Origin of the sequence: Psychrobacter piscatorii, assembly GCF_904846415.1 — a bacterium.
Taxonomy (GTDB): Bacteria; Pseudomonadota; Gammaproteobacteria; order Pseudomonadales; family Moraxellaceae; genus Psychrobacter; species Psychrobacter piscatorii.
Genome location: NZ_CAJHAR010000023.1, coordinates 14,853 through 32,971 on the forward strand (window position 1 = coordinate 14,853; position 18,119 = coordinate 32,971).

18 protein-coding genes are annotated in these 18,119 nt (G+C 42.7%); 12 read left to right on the forward strand and 6 right to left on the reverse strand.

The window, feature by feature from the left end; translation table 11 throughout:
* Positions 1–11 precede the first annotated feature (11 nt).
* The gene (locus tag JMX83_RS10580) at positions 12–1,208 is read left to right on the forward strand and encodes an FtsW/RodA/SpoVE family cell cycle protein (RefSeq protein WP_201601515.1); all 1,197 of its coding nucleotides are present in this window, start codon (positions 12–14) and stop codon (positions 1,206–1,208) included.
* A 105-nt stretch (positions 1,209–1,313) separates the two neighbouring features.
* On the opposite strand, the gene gluQRS is transcribed toward JMX83_RS10580, so the two are convergent.
* The 6 genes from gluQRS to JMX83_RS10610 all read right to left on the reverse strand — a co-directional run bounded on the left by gluQRS (position 1,314) and on the right by JMX83_RS10610 (position 6,953).
* Complete coding sequence (gluQRS, locus tag JMX83_RS10585; protein ID WP_406947631.1) at positions 1,314–2,294, reverse strand: tRNA glutamyl-Q(34) synthetase GluQRS; 981 nt, start codon at positions 2,292–2,294, stop codon at positions 1,314–1,316.
* A 248-nt stretch (positions 2,295–2,542) separates the two neighbouring features.
* On the reverse strand, positions 2,543–2,980 hold the full coding sequence (gene dksA, locus JMX83_RS10590) for an RNA polymerase-binding protein DksA (protein ID WP_201601517.1): 438 nt from the start codon (positions 2,978–2,980) through the stop codon (positions 2,543–2,545).
* A gap of 473 nt (positions 2,981–3,453) precedes the next feature.
* Positions 3,454–4,296 (reverse strand): metallophosphoesterase, encoded by an 843-nt coding sequence (locus JMX83_RS10595; RefSeq protein WP_201601519.1) that lies wholly within the window; start codon positions 4,294–4,296, stop codon positions 3,454–3,456.
* Between the two features lie 248 nt (positions 4,297–4,544).
* Positions 4,545–5,360 (reverse strand): metal ABC transporter permease, encoded by an 816-nt coding sequence (locus JMX83_RS10600; protein ID WP_201601521.1) that lies wholly within the window; start codon positions 5,358–5,360, stop codon positions 4,545–4,547.
* Positions 5,361–5,485: 125 nt separating this feature from the next.
* Complete coding sequence (locus JMX83_RS10605) at positions 5,486–6,283, reverse strand: metal ABC transporter ATP-binding protein (RefSeq protein WP_201601587.1); 798 nt, start codon at positions 6,281–6,283, stop codon at positions 5,486–5,488.
* Positions 6,284–6,374: 91 nt separating this feature from the next.
* Positions 6,375–6,953 carry a Fur family transcriptional regulator gene (locus tag JMX83_RS10610; RefSeq protein WP_201601523.1) on the reverse strand — a complete coding sequence of 193 codons (579 nt, stop codon included), beginning with the start codon at positions 6,951–6,953 and terminating at the stop codon, positions 6,375–6,377.
* Between the two features lie 200 nt (positions 6,954–7,153).
* On the opposite strand from JMX83_RS10610, the gene JMX83_RS10615 reads away from it, so the two are divergent.
* The 11 genes from JMX83_RS10615 (at position 7,154) to JMX83_RS10665 (ending at position 17,846) form a co-directional block, all read left to right on the forward strand.
* Positions 7,154–8,035, forward strand: coding sequence for a metal ABC transporter solute-binding protein, Zn/Mn family (locus tag JMX83_RS10615; RefSeq protein ID WP_201601525.1), 882 nt, complete (start codon positions 7,154–7,156; stop codon positions 8,033–8,035).
* A gap of 287 nt (positions 8,036–8,322) precedes the next feature.
* Complete coding sequence (locus JMX83_RS10620; protein ID WP_201601528.1) at positions 8,323–8,721, forward strand: ATP synthase subunit I; 399 nt, start codon at positions 8,323–8,325, stop codon at positions 8,719–8,721.
* A 682-nt stretch (positions 8,722–9,403) separates the two neighbouring features.
* Entirely contained in the window at positions 9,404–10,270 is an 867-nt protein-coding gene (gene atpB, locus JMX83_RS10625) for a F0F1 ATP synthase subunit A (protein ID WP_075106457.1), read from the forward strand.
* Positions 10,271–10,303: 33 nt separating this feature from the next.
* On the forward strand, positions 10,304–10,552 hold the full coding sequence (gene atpE / locus JMX83_RS10630; RefSeq protein WP_010197960.1) for a F0F1 ATP synthase subunit C: 249 nt from the start codon (positions 10,304–10,306) through the stop codon (positions 10,550–10,552).
* A gap of 117 nt (positions 10,553–10,669) precedes the next feature.
* On the forward strand, positions 10,670–11,140 hold the full coding sequence (locus tag JMX83_RS10635) for a F0F1 ATP synthase subunit B (RefSeq protein ID WP_058023503.1): 471 nt from the start codon (positions 10,670–10,672) through the stop codon (positions 11,138–11,140).
* A 13-nt stretch (positions 11,141–11,153) separates the two neighbouring features.
* The gene (locus JMX83_RS10640; protein ID WP_201601531.1) at positions 11,154–11,777 is read left to right on the forward strand and encodes a F0F1 ATP synthase subunit delta; all 624 of its coding nucleotides are present in this window, start codon (positions 11,154–11,156) and stop codon (positions 11,775–11,777) included.
* A 93-nt stretch (positions 11,778–11,870) separates the two neighbouring features.
* Positions 11,871–13,415 (forward strand): F0F1 ATP synthase subunit alpha, encoded by a 1,545-nt coding sequence (gene atpA, locus JMX83_RS10645; RefSeq protein WP_201601534.1) that lies wholly within the window; start codon positions 11,871–11,873, stop codon positions 13,413–13,415.
* A gap of 208 nt (positions 13,416–13,623) precedes the next feature.
* Positions 13,624–14,505, forward strand: coding sequence for a F0F1 ATP synthase subunit gamma (gene atpG, locus JMX83_RS10650; RefSeq protein WP_201601537.1), 882 nt, complete (start codon positions 13,624–13,626; stop codon positions 14,503–14,505).
* 38 nt (positions 14,506–14,543) lie between these two features.
* Positions 14,544–15,977 (forward strand): F0F1 ATP synthase subunit beta, encoded by a 1,434-nt coding sequence (gene atpD / locus JMX83_RS10655; RefSeq protein ID WP_201601540.1) that lies wholly within the window; start codon positions 14,544–14,546, stop codon positions 15,975–15,977.
* Positions 15,978–16,091: 114 nt separating this feature from the next.
* On the forward strand, positions 16,092–16,508 hold the full coding sequence (locus JMX83_RS10660) for a F0F1 ATP synthase subunit epsilon (protein WP_201601543.1): 417 nt from the start codon (positions 16,092–16,094) through the stop codon (positions 16,506–16,508).
* A gap of 621 nt (positions 16,509–17,129) precedes the next feature.
* Entirely contained in the window at positions 17,130–17,846 is a 717-nt protein-coding gene (locus tag JMX83_RS10665; protein WP_058023509.1) for a response regulator, read from the forward strand.
* The last annotated feature ends 273 nt before the right edge of the window (positions 17,847–18,119 follow it).

Here is an 18,119-nt window from a genome sequence, read left to right on the forward strand (position 1 = left end):
TATATAAAATTATGGCGCTCTCTTCTTTTTTTCGTTCTTCGCCCAAAACCAAGCAAGCCTCTGGCTCAGACGGTGTTCTTTCTATGCCATCAGCGCGCGCAATTTTATTATCGAGCGTCGGCTGTATCATGGTACTTAGTCTGCTGATGGTGGCTTCTGCTTCTATTCCTTTTGCGCTCAGTCGCGGTATGACGGAGCTGTATTTTTTTAATAATCAGCTACTGTATATGACGATTGGGTTAATCGTCGCCATTATCCCTTATTATGGTGTATCGTTACGGACGCTATATAAGACTGAAACTCAGTTTCTGCTATTGGGTATCACCGGTATTTTGCTAGTGGCAACGCTGTTTAGTACACCTATTAACGGCTCTAAACGCTGGCTAACGCTGGGAGGCTTTAACTTTCAGGTAGCAGAATTGGCCAAGCTGGTCATGATTGTGTTTGTCTCTGATTTTGTGGTGCGTCGCTCTTTTGAGGTTCGTAATGGCCTAGATGGCTTTTTACGCATTATGCTAGTGGTGGCACTGATAACGATACTGCTATTGTCGCAGCCAGATTTTGGTTCTTTTGTCGTTATTTTGGGGACGCTGTTCGCGATTTTTTATATCGCTGGAGCACCTTATAAGCACTTCTTAGCATTAGGTGCGGCTGCCGTTGGTGGCGCAGTGTTGATGGTGACCACGGCAGAGTACCGATTGGTGCGTGTGATGTCGTTCATGGATCCGTTTGATGATGTGCAGGATACCGATTATCAGCTGGCACGTAGTCTGATTGCTTTTGGCCGTGGACAGTTCACTGGGGTTGGCTATGGCGAAAGCGTACAAAAACTATCGCATTTGCCTGAGGCGCATACTGACTTTTTGTTGGCGATTACGGGTGAAGAGTTGGGCTTTGTTGGTGTCAGTATGGTATTGATACTCGAAGCACTGATTATCGGTAGTGCGATGCGTATCAGTTATAACGCACTAAAACGTCGCCAAATGCGCATGAGCTATACCGCGTTCGGTATCGGTGTGGTGTTTATTGCGCAGACGATTATTAATGCGGCGATGAACATGGGTGCTATTCCTACCAAAGGCCTCACCATGCCATTCTTTAGTTATGGCGGTTCTTCAATGTTGATTAGCTTAGTGATGGTGGCTTTATTATTGAAAATATATAAAGAAAGTCCTGAGATTGAAAAAAGCCAATGCCGCTACTATTAAAAAGTTTACGTTAGTCTATACATTCTATGATCAAGCACTAAAAAAGCGCCGCAAACAGTGGCGCTTTTTGCTATCTGTCTTTTGTGAATTACTTTTTAGTTATCTTCAATAAGGCGAATTCAACTGCTGCTTCCCTTGCAGCGGCGTATTGTCCCACTGTGCAATTGCTTGCTTGAGCATATTCTCTGGTGTATCGATATCGACCTTTGGTTGCTGCAGGAGTTTTAAGGCATCAGCGATAAGCTGGCTTGGATCTGAGGTATCAATTGGCTGCGCAAGATTCTGCTTAGAGAGCTTTTGACCATCCGCATTGTTGATTAATGGTAGGTGATACCATTGGTCGATGGTTGGCAGTTGTGCCGCCTGCATGATACTGATCTGCGCTGTGGTCATGGGTAAGATATCCAAACCACGCATGATATGAGTCACCTGTTGTAGACCGTCATCAATGCTGGCTGCCAGTATATAATTGATCATGCCATCTTGACGACGAGCCACCATGTCTCCTAGTGTCTGCTGCGGATTGTCCCATTGCAGTCCTTGGATACCATCGTGAAAGCCAATTTTATAGTCTGGTAGCTGTATACGTAATTTATGCTGTTGTCTATCAAGGCCAGATGCGACACAGCGTCGTGGGTAACGCTGTCTGTTTGGCTGCGTTTGGTTGCATGGTTGTGTTAAGTTTGCATTATTGTGATGTCTATTAATTTCCTCTTGCGCCCAATATTGCTCTAAGTCTTTGCGTGAGCACTGGCAACCATAGGTCAATGGGCGTAACGATGAAGACAAGTATTCGTTATAAATATCAATACGTTCAGATTGATAAATGACATCACCGTCCCAGTGCAACCCAAGCACCTCTAAGTCCATCAAAATCTGTTCAGTGAACTGTCTATCACAGCGCGCGGTGTCGGTATCTTCGATACGCAGCAGCCACTGCCCACCGAGCGATTTGATATGGCAAAAGCTTGCAAGTGCCGTGGTCAAAGAACCAAGGTGCAACTCGCCCGTTGGTGAAGGGGCAAAGCGGCCAATAGGCTGGGATGATTTGGTGTGAGATGGCGTGTCAGTAGGAATAGTTTTCACAATAAATGGCTATCGATAAAAATAATACAGATAGAATAATAAAAATCAGGTTCAAAAGATATTTATTAAATGAGATTGTTTCGTGAGCAAAGGCAACATTTCACCAACGCGACATCAGTCGTATAATCAAAAACAGAGTAGGGGGAGCGTTTGCGTGAAGAGGCGGTCATCTAAACGGTCGTCTAAAATGCAAAAAGCGACCACTCACAGGGCCGCTTTGTTTTACAGTCGTTTTAGTTCTATCTGATTTAAGCGCCTTGGTTTTGGCGTTCTTTAATCTCAGACAAAGTCTTGCAGTCGATACATTGGGTCGCTGTTGGACGTGCTTCAAGACGGCGCAAACCAATCTCTACGCCACAAGTTTCACAAAATCCATAGTCATCATTTTCGATTTCTAGCATAGACTTGTCGATTTTGCGGATAAGTTTGCGTTCACGGTCGCGTGTGCGCAAGGCTAGCGCAAACTCTTCTTCTTGAGTTGCACGGTCATTGATATCAGGCATAGCGCTTGATTCGTCTTGGATGTAGTTTTTGGTACGATCCGCTTCGCCAATCAGTTGGTTTTTCCATTCCAACAAAATCGCCTTAAAATGCTCTAACTGTGCATCAGACATATACTCTTCGTCTGGGGCTGGCACATAAGGAGTAAACTTGACTTCACTTGGATTTGTGGTCACGGTGCTCATATGGGTATCCTACTTTTTCAAATTAATTCAATAAAACGACGTATCAAAAGACAAGACGTTATCAGTTTTACAAACGCTATAATTTGTCCCTTTATCAAACGTTTTACCACTTGGTAACACAAGTAACACAGCTGATCAAATAATATCGTTATGCTGGCCTATCGGTATCGACACACCATTGCTTAGGTATACTGTGATGCAAAATTTTGGTTCAATAGCATGGCTGCAAACATGTGGTAAATGACTGACTGTAAAAAACGATCTTAGCTATCATATTGCTGACTAATGTGAGATATCAGGTCATTTCGCTTCATTTTACAAGTTGTATCATTGTTTTTAATAATAATGAAGTTATTTTTTATACTGATCTCATTTTTTCTTAATCTACTCTCTAGCGCTACTTTAATTAATAGGTGCTAAATCCTTGAGGTGTAAGCGCTATAGCTGTTTTTATGCACCAATAAATATGGGCATTAAGTATCCAGTCTTTCAATCCAGCTTGCAACCTTTCCATTGTTGGCTAATTGCAACCAGCGATAACCAGGCGAACACGCTTCGTCGTAAGCAAAATCATGCGAATAAGGTTTAAATTGATAGCAGGTAGACGGCGTGCTATAAACAGTCACACCTTGGCGATAACGAATCTGCTCTTGGTGAGTATGACCGCTAATGATTACCTGTAAATGCTCAAAAGGCGCCATATACTCCCAAAAAGTTTCAGCGTTTTGCGCCATATGGGTGTCAATCCAGTCAGAATCTACTGGGATGAGGTGATGGTGTAGGGCGATAAGCGCAGGCTTATCACATGCCTCAAGCCGTTTGCATAACCAATCAATATCTGTAGTGGTTATCTCACCTGCCACTTTCCCTGTGATAGACGAATCTAATAACAGTAGCTGCCAGTGATCACTCTCAATGATGTGCCGACTGAGTAAGCGTGAGTCAGCAGGCTGGGCAATGAGTGTCCGCTGAAAAAACGGCAAATCTTCACCATTCTCATCAGTCACATCATGGTTGCCAGCGATACATACAAAAGGAATCTGGGTTGCCTGTAGTACGGCAAAAATATGGTCATAGGTGGCGGGCTTTACTTTACTGACCAGATCGCCAGTCACGATAATCAAATCACAGCGAATATCTTCATTTAACGCTTGCTGCAGTACAGCTTCAAAATTACGCTGACAATCACCCACCTCATTGACATGACTACTGTCAGTATCAGCAGCGACAGGCGTGGATAAATGCAAATCAGTGATTTGTAAAATATTTATCTGTTCATCGGACGTGCTGATGTTATTGACGGGATAGTTCGGCATTGGGTCGGTCCCTTATCGAATCAAAACAATGGTCATTGTGAGAACGAGTATGGAGAAATGATCTACTATTTTCAAAATTATATTAATCTGTTATTAACACTAATTAATGACGAGTCATATAGTGAATCGGTACAAACAATGGTAAAGCAAGTTTATAACATAAAGCGAATGAAAGCTCTAGTAATATTAATGAAATAAAGTTGACTAAAGGAAATGTATAATGCTGCTATAACCTATATATCAGCACGCTAGCGCGCTGACCGAAATTTTATTTTGGCTAGCTTGGAAACAATTAACGCGATAAAAAACAATATCGCTAGTATCAATACGATAGAGAGTCCAGTCTGGATATCTAGCCAGATACTTCCCCACACGCCAAGCGTCACTCCGAGCTGCGCAATGATAAATGCTGTGATCACCATTTGCTTTGGCGATGAAGACCATAAGCGTGCCGTCAGTGCAGGTAACACCAATAAACCACTGATCAATAAGCTTCCAACAGCTTGTAGCGCAATCGCACAAAACCCTGCGAGAACGCCCATAAAAAATAGTCGCTGGCGGGTCGGGTTGATGCCTTGAATACGAGCTAGTGCTTCATGAGTCGCAAGTTTTATTTGAGCGGGCCAAATATACAACAGTAGCCCCAATCCAGCCAGTACGCTGCCAGCGAGTAGTGGTAAATCTGTCCAATCCAGCTCAAGTAAGTTGCCAAATAAAAACCCCAAGACATTGGCTTGTTGATTGGTCAGCTGCGTTAAAGTCAATAGCCCCAGACACAACAGCGTTACGGCAACCACTGCGAGCACGGCATCAGCTGGTAGACGGTCATCATCCATCAGTACCAGACACAGCACCACCGCTGCACTAACCAACGCCACACCTATACCCATAGGTAATTGCCACCAAGCAGCAAGTGCAACTCCAAGCAAGGTACCATGTGCTAAAGCATCGGCAAAGAATGCCATGCGTCGCCACAAGACTAAGCATCCTAAAGGCGCTGATAGTAGGGCTAAAATACTGCCAGCGATCCAAGCAGGTGCAATAATGGCTAACCAAGCGGTCATAAGAAGTGTCCATAAAATTTTTATAAGAAAAGCTAGTGCTATCTATCGGTCTGGTAACGCTAGCTTTAACGAATTTGGTGTTAGCTATTTTCGATTTAGTTCATCATTGTTTTTGGTCATTATCGTTATAGCTCGCTTGGTGCATGATGCTCGCAAGCATGTGGCTGATGCACATATGGCTGCTCATAATGATGACCAAATAGCTTTTGAAACTCAGAGCTGATAGCAAGCTCGCTTGGTTGTCCTTCACAGCAAATGTGCTTGTTGAGACAAATGACACGGCGACTGCCTTTCATTACCCAGTGCAGATCATGTGATACTACCAGCATCGCACAGCGCAAAAACTCCGGCAGCTCATCGATAAATTGATATAACCAAACCTCGGTATCTGGATCGAGACCCTGCATCGGTTCATCTAAGATAAGTAGATTGGGCTTATCTAATAGCGCCCTCGCCAGTAATACTCGCTGCGTCTCACCACCTGATAAGTGCAGCATTTGTCGTGACAATAAATGCGTTAGTGATAAATTATCAAAGATAAACTGTCGCTGCTCAGCGGTAAGGCGTCTCTTATCTGCTTGTCCCAACAAATCGCAGACGCGCAGCGGCAATATGGGCGGCACAGAGAATCGCTGCGGCACATAGCCAAGCTGTAGCTGCTGATGGGCTGTAATACTGCCTTTTGTGGATTCGATCAGACCCAAAATAAGCTTGACCAACGTTGACTTACCAGCACCATTAGGTCCGATAATACTGACGGTCTCATTGATTGCAATATCGATATCAATATGTGAGAGCAAACGTTGATGCCCGATATGATAACTAACGTTGTTCAAGCTCAGCAGTTTGCCAGCTTCATTCGTGGTACTACTATTCACAATAGCAGTAGTCGACTGTTTAGAGGGTGAGGTAGACAGGCTCATAGGATGACAACGAATAGGTAAATGGATAATACAAATAAACAAACAATGACAGTGACGTACTTTTCGGGCAACCAAAGAGCCTGAATAAATCTTATTGGCAAACTTGGCAACGACCACTAAGCTCAATAACACTACGCTCAACAGTAAAACCGACATCTTGCTCAGCGAAACTCATCATTTCTTGTACTGGTAAGCTGCTACATTCTTGAACCCGCTGGCACTGATCGCAGATTAAAAAGGCAGCCGTGTGTTGTGCTCTGGGATGGCAACAAGGAACATAAGCATTGATAGACGTTAATTGATGAATCAAACCTTCACTTAGTAAAAACTCTAAGCTGCGGTAAACCGTTGGCGGCGCAACATTTTTTGGCGCTCGCTTTTTGGTTGATGGTTTTTCTATAGATTGCTTTGATAAGCCTGATTCTTTTAGCGTATCACTATCATCCATCTCAAAGAGACGCATTTGCTGCAATTGCGTGATTAAGTCATAAGCACCAACAGGTTGATCAGACTCTAAAACCAGCTGATATATCTGCTGACGCAAAGGGGTAAAACGTGCCCCACTCAGACGACAGTGCTCTTTTGCTGCTGCTAAGCGTTCAATAACGTCATGCGGAGTCAAATCTTGCACATCATGTAAATGTTCGCAATTCGATGAGGTAGTAGACATAGTACAGGCTCCCAAAAATAGCATGGTAATCGCATGACGTTTTTTATGATAGCGTTTTTTATTGTTATAGTATAACATAATAAACGTAGAATCGAATCAGTTGTCTTACCTCTCTTATATATATTGATCATCTTTTATCCGATGATGCGGCACGACACTGTGACTCATAATTTTGTTACTTATTGATTAAAGAGCTTACCATGAACTCTGTTTTTACTTATTTTCGACGCTCAATCATTACGTTACAGCGCTTACTGATTACAGGATTGGTAGCCTTAGGTTCTTTTACATTAAGCGCGCACGCAGCAACGGTCAGTGTCAGCAATCATCCCATGTTTTTACTCAGCCAAGCTGTGACGGAAGGCACCCCTTCTGCTAACCAAATTTTACAAGCTGGCGATGTGGGGCACCATGGTAGTATTAGTCCAAGTGATAAAAAAGCTATTCAAGACAGTAAATTTGTGGTTTGGTTTGGTCCCTCATTAGAGAACAGCCTGACTGGCAGTTTAGAGATGGCACCCAATGCCATTGACCTATTTGCTTTTGATGCTTTTACTCGACATCCTCTTCGTGATATCCAAGGAAAGCCTATAGCGGGCACATTCGACCCACATATCTGGCTTGATCCTGAAAATGCAAAGGCCATTACTCGTGCCTTAGCTGTTATTCATGGCCATGCCAATCCAGAGTATAAAAGCACCTACCAAGCCAACGCCAAAAAGTTTGCACAGCGTATGGACAATGCCGTAGCGAAGATACAGCAATCCACACAAAAACAGCACCCTTACTGGGCCTATCACGATGCATATCAATATATTGAAGATGCCACAAAAATAAAGCTGGCAGGTAGCTTAAGTCCAGACCATCACCTTGCCCCAAAAGCAAGTCAATTGCGCTGGCTTAATGACAATCGTCCAGCCAAACAAATGTGCTTGGTCAATCAAAGCACCGCTAGCAAAGGATTGCTTGCCAAATTGCAACCTATCAATACCACTGTCCAAATCGAAGATATGAGCGACAGTGAAGACTTTTTGGAAGGATGGACAGCAATGGCTCAGCAAATCCACCAATGCATATCATAGGATAGCGAGCCATTCGTTAGGGCTATTCTAGAAGCTAGAGTTTTTAAAAAGAGTGAGATGGCTGTTTTTTAAGTATCTGGTACGGCTACGTAACATAGTAATACCAGTGGATTGCGTTAGGTGACTGATAAAAGTCATATTTTACTTGCTTAATAGTGGCTGTCTCCTTATAATAAGTGGCGTTTTATTTTGGTTTAAAGGTAATGCCTGTAGAGTAAGTCATTTACGGATAAAAGTGTCGCAAGTATGCTATATTATCCCAATGCTGAAAGGCTATAGGAATATCGATGACCAAGCCTGCCAAACGCACGCAAAAAGATAAAATAGGCATCTATATCAAACGGCAAGCATGGATATTGTTTATCCTGATTATTATTGCTTGGATTATAGATACGATTTGGTTACGTAGTGAGCTTACTGTAGCAAAGAGCGCCGCCATTGGTGCACTGCTCAGTTTCACGACTCAAGCCGTTTTTGCTTTTTTTATCTTTTGGTACACTGGATATCGCGCGCGCCAACATATCGTTAGCCAGCTATATCGAGGTCAGATGGCTAAATGGCTGTTGACTGTGTTTGGTTTCGCACTAATTTTTATTACCGTACAACCCCTATCTGCGCCTGCGCTGTTTATCGGTTTTATGGTAATGCAAATTAGTCACAGTTGGATGTTGTGGCATATACGCTAGCGCTAATAAATGATCACTACATAGATAATTTATTCATAGTACTGGCAAGTCACCCTGCCGTCCAACTTCTCTATGACTAGTTCAGAAAGTCAAAGTACAAAACTGTCCCACGACAGCACCAATGATTATAAAAATCGAAGTATGAGCCTCTATGTCAGGCGCAGTATGCAACGACACAGTGACGGGGTAGAGCTGACCAAGCTATTAACCTCACTGATGATTAAATTTTTACAGTTTAGTTATGGACGACTAACTATATTAGTAGCCGTTATTGTCAGCTAACTTATTCATACAGTGGATAATAAAATCATAATTGACTTTACACGAATACAACGCTGCATTAATATAGGCAGCTAAATATTTTGTTTATGAGCGCTACACTAAGCGCCGGTCGTAAAAAACGGCCAGTAGACAAGCACATATATAATAATTTTGCGTATACATGCAAGGGCTATTACTGAGTTATCATAAGCCCTTTTTTGATAGCTAAAATTTATGTCAAGTTATCAAATATAGCATTAGTAATAGAACTATGGGTTGGATGTTGTTGGTTACATGGGTGCTTTTAGTATGATTTATTTGTTTGCTTAGTTGCAAGGCAAATAAAAACACTAAATCCCATCAGATGACAACCATATTTTTGGTAGTTGATTAAATCGTTGATTAATAAGAAGCTTACATTATGGCATCCGAGCAAACATCATCAGAATATATCTCTCACCACTTAACGAATTGGACGTACGGCTATCTGCCGGGCGAAGGTTGGAAAGTTGCCTATGATGCTGAAGAAGCAGGGCAAATGGGCTTTAACGCTATCCATCTTGATTCTATGCTATGGTCAGTTGGTCTAGGTATTTTATTTTGTACCATCTTTTGGATGGTTGCCAAAAAAGTCACCTCAGGCGTACCAAGCAAAACTCAGGCAGCGGTTGAGATGATCGTTGAGTTTGTTGATAACAACGTTCGTGATTCGTACAGTGGTACATCAAAATTGATCGCGCCATTGGCGTTGACTATTTTTGTTTGGATCTTCTTGATGAACTTGATGGATTTGATACCTGTTGATTTTATTCCAGGTATTGCAGGACAAGTTGGCGCCGCTATGGGTCACGATCCACATCATGTTTTCTTTAAGATTGTTCCAACGACTGATCCTAACATCACGCTTGGCATGTCGTTCTCTGTCTTTGCACTGATTATCTTTTATAGCATTAAAGAAAAAGGGTTGGGCGGCTTTATCGGTGAGTTAACATTGCATCCATTTAGCGCCAAAAACCCAATCGTACAAGCGATTTTGATCCCGATCAACTTCATCCTAGAAGCAGTTACTTTAATAGCAAAACCTGTATCACTTGGTTTGCGTCTATTCGGTAACATGTATGCTGGGGAATTGATTTTCATACTGATTGCTCTAATGCCGTTTTGGATTCAATGGGCGTTATCGGTACCGTGGGCTATCTTCCACATCTTAGTTATTACACTTCAAGCGTTCGTATTCATGATGCTGACGATAGTTTATATGTCGCTTGCATCATCAACTGAACATTAATTAGACATTCAATAGGTAAATGAGGATACATCAATGGATCCAGTATTAGGTGGTTACACAGTTATCGCAGTAGCACTACTTATCGGTCTTGGCGCACTTGGCACAGGTATTGGTTTTGCTATTCTAGGTGGTAAATTCTTAGAAGGCGTTGCTCGTCAACCAGAGCTTGGCTCACAGTTGCAAACTCGTATGTTCATCGTAGCAGGTCTTTTGGATGCTATTCCGATGATCGGTGTTGGTATTGCTATGCTATTGTTGTTCGCTAACCCTCTAGCAGGTTAATCCGAAAGCTCAGTTGTACATGTTTGGTGCTCAAGGGTTTTCTATTAAATATAGTCAAGATTTGACTACCAAACATGATCAATGAAACTGATTTTTCATTAACAAAGAGGTGATCACGTGAATATCAATTTTACCCTCGTCGGTCAAGCCATTGCTTTTGCAATATTTGTGATTTTTTGCATGAAATTCGTGTGGCCACCACTTATCGGTGCCATCAATGAGCGTCAGCGTAAAATTGCTGAAGGTCTGAATGCCGCAGAAAAAGCAAAAGCAGATTTGGCGACCGCGGAGCAAAATGTCCAGCAGGAACTTGATCTTGCAAAGACCAAGGCTGCCGCTCTAATCGAGCAAGCAAACAAGAGTGCCAATCAGCTCATCGAAGATGCAAAATCGCAAGCCCAAGCGGAAGGCGAGCGCATTCGTCAACAAGCGCAAGCGTCTATCGACCAAGAAATCAATCAAGCGCGTGAATCATTACGTGCCCAAGTTGCTGAACTGGCTGTACTTGGTGCAGAGAAGATTTTGCAAGACAAAGTCGATGTGCAAAAACATGCCAGTATGTTAGACCAACTGGCGGCGAAGCTGTAATTGTGAGGATATAATGGCTGACTTATCAACCTTAGCACGACCGTACGCTAAAGCCGCGTTTGACTATGCCAATGAAAACGGCGCTGTACACGAGTGGGAAGATTTCTTACTTGTCGCTAGCACTGTTGTCAATGACAAGTCGTTCAGTACTTGGCTAGACAATCCAGCTGTTTCTGCTGAGCATAAGTCAGCTGCTTTGGTCGATCTTTATGACTCACAAGTAGCCGGTGATAGCGACTCTGCTTTTAAACAGCTACTAGGCGAGAGCAAAGGTTCTCGTTACGGTAACAGTATTAGCTACCCTAAAGTATCACCCCAGCTCAATAATTTTGTTAAGCAGTTGGCGCAACAAGAGCGTCTAGCGCTGCTTCCTGAAGTTTATGAGCATTATCGCCGTCACAAGGCAATAAGCTTAAAGCAGCTTGACGCATATGTGACTTCTGCCTACCCATTGACTGATGACCAGCGTCAAATGCTACAAACGCGTCTTGCTACCTCGCTAAATGCCAGTGTAGTGATTCACGAATCAGTTGATCCAAGTTTATTGGCAGGCGCTACAATCAAAGTCGGTGATAAAGTCATTGATGATTCGATGCGCGGCAAGTTACAACAGTTAAAAACACAGCTAACTGCCTAATGCCATTTATCGATGCAGTCATATATTATCTGCGTCATAGCAAGAGCATTTGAGTCAGTGGGCGGGTTATCATAAATTAAAGGAAACAAGGCAATGCAACAATTGAATCCAGCGGAAATCAGTAACCTGATTAAGCAGCGTATTCAAGACCTTGATGCGGGTGCAACTGCAAAGAATGAAGGCACGATTGTCAAAGTATCTGACGGTATCGTGCAGATTCATGGTCTTGAAGATGCCATGTACGGCGAAATGATTGAGTTTGAAGGCGAAATCTACGGAATGGCTCTAAACTTAGAGCGTGATTCTGTTGGCGCGGTAGTACTTGGCGATTACCTAAAGCTGCAAGAAGGTCAAAAAGCCTATTGTACTGGTCGTATTCTTGAAGTACCAGTAGGTCCTGAGCTGTTAGGCCGTGTTGTTGATGCTTTGGGTAATCCTATTGATGGCAAAGGTCCAATCAATGCCAAGATGACTGATAAAGTCGAAAAGATCGCTCCAGGCGTTATCGACCGTCAATCAGTAGATCAACCAGTAATGACTGGTTATAAAGCCGTTGATACCATGATTCCAATCGGTCGTGGTCAGCGTGAGCTTATCATTGGTGACCGTCAGACTGGTAAAACAGCGATGGCTATCGATGCGATCATTGCACAGAAAGCTTCTGGCATTAAATGTGTATACGTGGCTATCGGACAAAAACGTTCGACTATCGCTAACGTCGTACGTAAGCTTGAGCAAACTGGCGCACTAGAATACACCACCGTTGTGGTTGCTTCAGCGTCAGAGCCTGCAGCACTTCAGTATATCGCACCGTACTCAGGTTGTACGATGGGCGAATACTTCCGTGACCGCGGCGAAGATGCACTGATTGTATTTGATGATTTATCAAAACAAGCCGTTGCTTATCGTCAGATTTCACTACTATTACGTCGTCCGCCAGGTCGTGAAGCGTATCCTGGTGACGTATTTTATTTACACTCACGCCTACTTGAGCGTGCATCACGCGTAAATGCTGATTATGTAGAAAAGTTCACTAACGGTGAAGTGAAAGGTAAAACAGGTTCTTTAACCGCACTACCAATCATTGAAACACAAGCTGGTGACGTATCTGCATTCGTACCAACCAACGTGATCTCAATCACTGATGGTCAGATCTTCTTAGAGTCTAGCTTATTCGCCTCAGGTATCCGTCCAGCAGTCAACGCTGGTATCTCGGTATCTCGTGTTGGTGGTGCCGCTCAGACTAAGATCATCAAAAAGCTATCTGGTGGTATTCGTACCGCTCTAGCTCAGTATCGTGAACTAGCGGCATTCGCTCAATTTGCCTCAGATCTTGATGACGCCACTCGCGAACAGCTTGATCATGGTGAGCGTGTGACTGAATTGATGAAGCAAAAGCAGTATCAGCCGATGTCAATCTCTGAGCAAGCAGCCGTTATCTATGCTTCAAACGAAGGCTTCTTAGCTGACGTACCTGTCGAAAAGATTGGTTCTTTCGAAGAAGCGTACTTGCGTTATATGCATGATGAGCAAAGTGAATTGATGCGTGAGATTGATGACACTGCGAACTACAATGATGATATCGCAGGTCGTTTAAAGTCATCTCTAGAGACCTTTAAACAAAATCACAGTTATTAATTTAACGGGTTAAGCCGAATTGGTTATAACTGTTATTTAAAAGTGGCGCGTTGTCTAATCAGATATTTGCGCCACTGTTTTAACCATGATCGGTATTAGATCGCGTAATGCCACAAGATATAAAATGTTATTCTATAAAAGTGATGTTGTATATCAAACGATTGTCGCATGCGCCAATGCTTTTTAACCCTCTTATATTGGAATCATTATGGCAAGCTTAAAAGAGATACGTGCCAAAGTCACCAGTATTAAAAGCACCCAGAAAATTACTCGTGCGATGCAAATGGTAGCGGCAAGTAAAATGCGCCGTGCTCAAGAGCGCATGGAAGTGGGTCGCCCGTATGCTGATAGTATGCGCCGGGTTATTTCACATTTGGTGCATGCCTCATCAGACTATAAACATCCGTATATGGTATCGCGTCCAGTCAATAAGGTTGGCTATATTGTCATTACCTCTGACCGTGGCCTAGCGGGTGGTTTGAATATTAACCTATTCAAAGCTTTAACTAAAAGTATCCAAGATTATCAAGATCAGTCAGTACAAGCTGAGTTTGCAGTCATCGGTGCCAAAGGTGTGAGTTTCTTCAAAAACTTTGGTGGTAAAGTCACATCGGCTGTGACCGACTATGGCGATAAACCAACGTTTGAGCAATTAAATGCACCGGTTCAAGCGATGCTTGAAGACTATAGTAACGGCAATATTGACCGTATCTATGTGGTCTATAACCGATTCGTCAATGCGATGACTCAGAAACCAACAGTCAATCAGTTGGTTCCTTTACCAGAGCAGTCATTTGGTGATGAAGACAGTGGTCTACAGACAGAACTTAGCTGGGATTATATCTACGAGCCTGATATCAAGACGTTGATTGATGAATTGCTTGGTCGCTACATCGAGTCGATTGTTTATCAAGCGGTAATGGAAAACATTGCCTCTGAGCAGTCTTCACGTATGGTTGCGATGAAAGCGGCAACAGATAATGCTGGTGACCTTATTAACGATTTACAGTTGGTTTATAACAAGCTGCGTCAAGCGGCGATTACCCGAGAAATCTCGGAAATCGTTGGCGGTGCTGCTGCTGTTTCATAATTGACTACACCTATATATAGAAGTTCAAGGAGAACGCAATGAGTAGCGGTCGTATTGTACAGATTATTGGCGCGGTTCTTGACGTTGAGTTCAACCGTAATGAAGTTCCTCAAATTTTTGATGCCTTGCAAGTAGACGGTACCGAAACTACCCTAGAAGTACAGCAACAGCTAGGTGATGGTATCGTACGTACTATTGCAATGGGTTCAACCGAAGGTTTAAAGCGTAACCTACCTGTTACTAATACTGGCGCACCTATTTCTGTGCCTGTTGGTACTGGTACGCTAGGTCGCATCATGGATGTTCTTGGTCGTCCTATCGATGAAGAAGGTCCTGTTGTTGCTGACGATAAATGGTCTATCCACCGTGAAGCACCAAGCTACGCGGATCAGTCAAACAGCACTGAGCTACTAGAGACTGGTATTAAAGTTATCGATCTACTTTGCCCATTTGCTAAAGGTGGTAAAGTTGGTCTGTTCGGCGGTGCTGGTGTTGGTAAAACCGTCAACATGATGGAGCTGATCAACAACATCGCTCTAAAACATGAAGGTTTGTCAGTATTTGCGGGCGTCGGTGAGCGTACTCGTGAAGGTAACGATTTCTATCACGAAATGCAGGAAGCTGGCGTTGTAAACACTGAAGACTTCAGTAAGTCTAAAGTTGCAATGGTATATGGCCAGATGAATGAGCCACCGGGTAACCGTTTACGTGTTGCACTGTCTGGTTTGACCATGGCTGAGTACTTCCGTGATACCAAAGATCCTGTTACTGGCAAAGGTCGTGACGTGCTATTGTTTGTTGATAACATCTACCGTTATACGCTAGCGGGTACAGAAGTATCAGCACTACTTGGTCGTATGCCATCAGCGGTTGGTTATCAGCCAACACTAGCTGAAGAGATGGGCTTACTACAAGAGCGTATTACGTCAACTCAGTCAGGTTCTATTACGTCAGTTCAGGCGGTATACGTACCTGCGGATGATTTGACCGATCCATCACCTGCTACAACGTTTGCTCACTTGGATGCAACAGTTGTACTAAGCCGTGATATCGCATCACAAGGTATCTATCCTGCGGTTGATCCACTCGATTCAACCTCACGTCAGCTAGATCCACAAGTAATCGGCGAAGAGCATTACAATGTTGCTCGTGGTGTTCAGGAAGTTCTACAGCGTTATAAAGAGCTTAAAGACATCATCGCTATCTTGGGTATGGATGAGCTATCAGAAGAAGATAAACTGGTTGTTTATCGTGCTCGTAAGATTCAGCGCTTCTTGTCTCAGCCATTCCACGTAGCCGAAGTCTTCACTGGTGCACCTGGTAAATACGTACCACTACGCGATACCATTGCTAGCTTTAAAGCAATTATTGCCGGTGAATACGACGACCTACCAGAGCAAGCGTTCTACATGGCTGGTAGCATCGATGAAGTTGTTGCTAAAGCTGAAAAAATGAAGTCTAAGTCAGCGTAAGTTGTATGCGCATAAGCTAACGAGTAGATATAATATAAACCTTATATCTACTCTTCAGTAACGCATCGCAGTTTTACTGTTTTTTGATCGCGCTTTTATGGTAAGGAGTTAAGTATGGCAACGTTACAATGTCGCGTCGTAAGTGCTCGTGAAGAGTTATATTCAGGCGAAATTAGCATGTTAATAGCTACTGGTACCGAAGGCGAGATTGGTGTATTGCCAGGTCACACACCGCTTATTACTTTGCTAAAACCGGGTGCAATGCGAGTGCAAAAAGCAAACGGCGAAGAAGAAGTGATCTATGTTTCAGGTGGCGTATTAGAAGTACAACCAAAAATGGTTACCGTATTGGCTGATACGGCCATGCGTGCGCACAATCTTGACGAAAGCAAAATCGTTGAAGCACGTAGAAAAGCGGAGCAAATGCTGGTCAATCAATCTGATACACTACAAACCAATGCGGCTTTGGCCTCACTTGCAGAGTCAGTAGGACAACTACAGACTATTCGTAAGTATAAAAACCGCGCATAATTCATTACTGATAGTTCTAGCTAATCATTTAGAGTTATCGCTAGAAGTAATGATAAAAAAACAGTCCATTATATGGGCTGTTTTTTTATGTCTGTTCGTTAATGATTGATTCACTTTATCATGATTGACCTCGATAAGCTCTGAGGTATGAATAAATGAATTCTCTATTCTTTAAAGTAAAATCGTTCATCTATGATTGAGAGAAACAATATTAGAATATTCCGAAAAGTTACTGGCGACAATCGTAATATGTCGTTATATTAGATAATGGAACATCGTAAATAAACAGCGATGATTGAGTGTATTTGAGCAACCTTAATCATTCATTTGATAATTTATATGCACTTAGATATTAAGTAGTCTGCAAAAGTAAAACCATTAGCCAATGCGGAAATATATGACATTATTTTTGGACGTAAACTAAAGTTTTAGTCGATGTAGTTTATAGGTTTTGTTAACGACTATCAGCTATAGTATAGGAAGCGATACGTTTAATAGTATACTGTGCTGCTAAGTTTGTAACAGCTATACGAACATCGATTGTGCCACTTTATGGTGCTATTAATTTTTACCGCTCTTACTTTTACTGCTTTTAAATTAGATGTATTAGAGGATATAACAATGACAACGACTGAAGAAGACAACACCCCCCGAATCTTGATTGTTGAAGATGATGAGCGTCTGGCCATGTTGACTCAAGATTACTTGGTCAAAAATGGTTTAGAAGTAGCAATTGAAACTGATGGTAACCGCGCTATTCGCCGTATCGTCAATGAGCAACCAGACATGGTCGTACTTGATGTTATGCTTCCTGGTAGCGACGGATTGACGGTTTGTCGTGAAGTGCGTCCGCATTATCAAAATCCGATTTTGATGTTGACTGCGCGTACTGAAGATATGGATCAAGTATTGGGTCTTGAGATGGGTGCTGACGATTATGTTGCCAAGCCTGCCCAGCCGCGTGTATTGCTTGCCCGTATTCGTGCCTTGCTACGTCGTTCAGAAAATGCACCGTCAGAAGACGTGCCACAGCGTCTAGAGTTTGGCGAGCTAGTCATCGATAACGGTGGTCGTTCAGTCAATCTAGGTGATGAATTGGTTGATTTTACCAGTGCAGAATACGATCTACTATGGTTACTTGCGTCTAACGCAGGCCGTATCTTATCTCGTGAAGATATTTTTGAGCGTCTACGCGGTATTGAGTATGATGGACAAGATCGCTCAATCGATGTACGTATCTCACGTATCCGTCCAAAAATCGGTGATGATCCAGAAAATCCAAAACGTATTAAGACGGTACGTAGTAAGGGCTATCTGTTTGTGAAAGAAGGCAACTAAGTCATTTTTGCTCATTTAATGACTAAATATTGATCGTCGTTTGAAAAAACCAGCCTAGTTGCTGGTTTTTTTGTGGCTAAATTCTAATTTTTGAACTTAAATGCGGTGTTATGTGGTTTAATTAAGCACTTATTATAGACGCGAACTAAATGTATAAAATGTCTATTCTTTTTGGATGATCATTGCATATCCATTAAAATATACTATTTAGCGTCTGATAATCCTATTCAACAGTGTTCGATATCAATCACATAGCAGTGCTTATATGCTAGA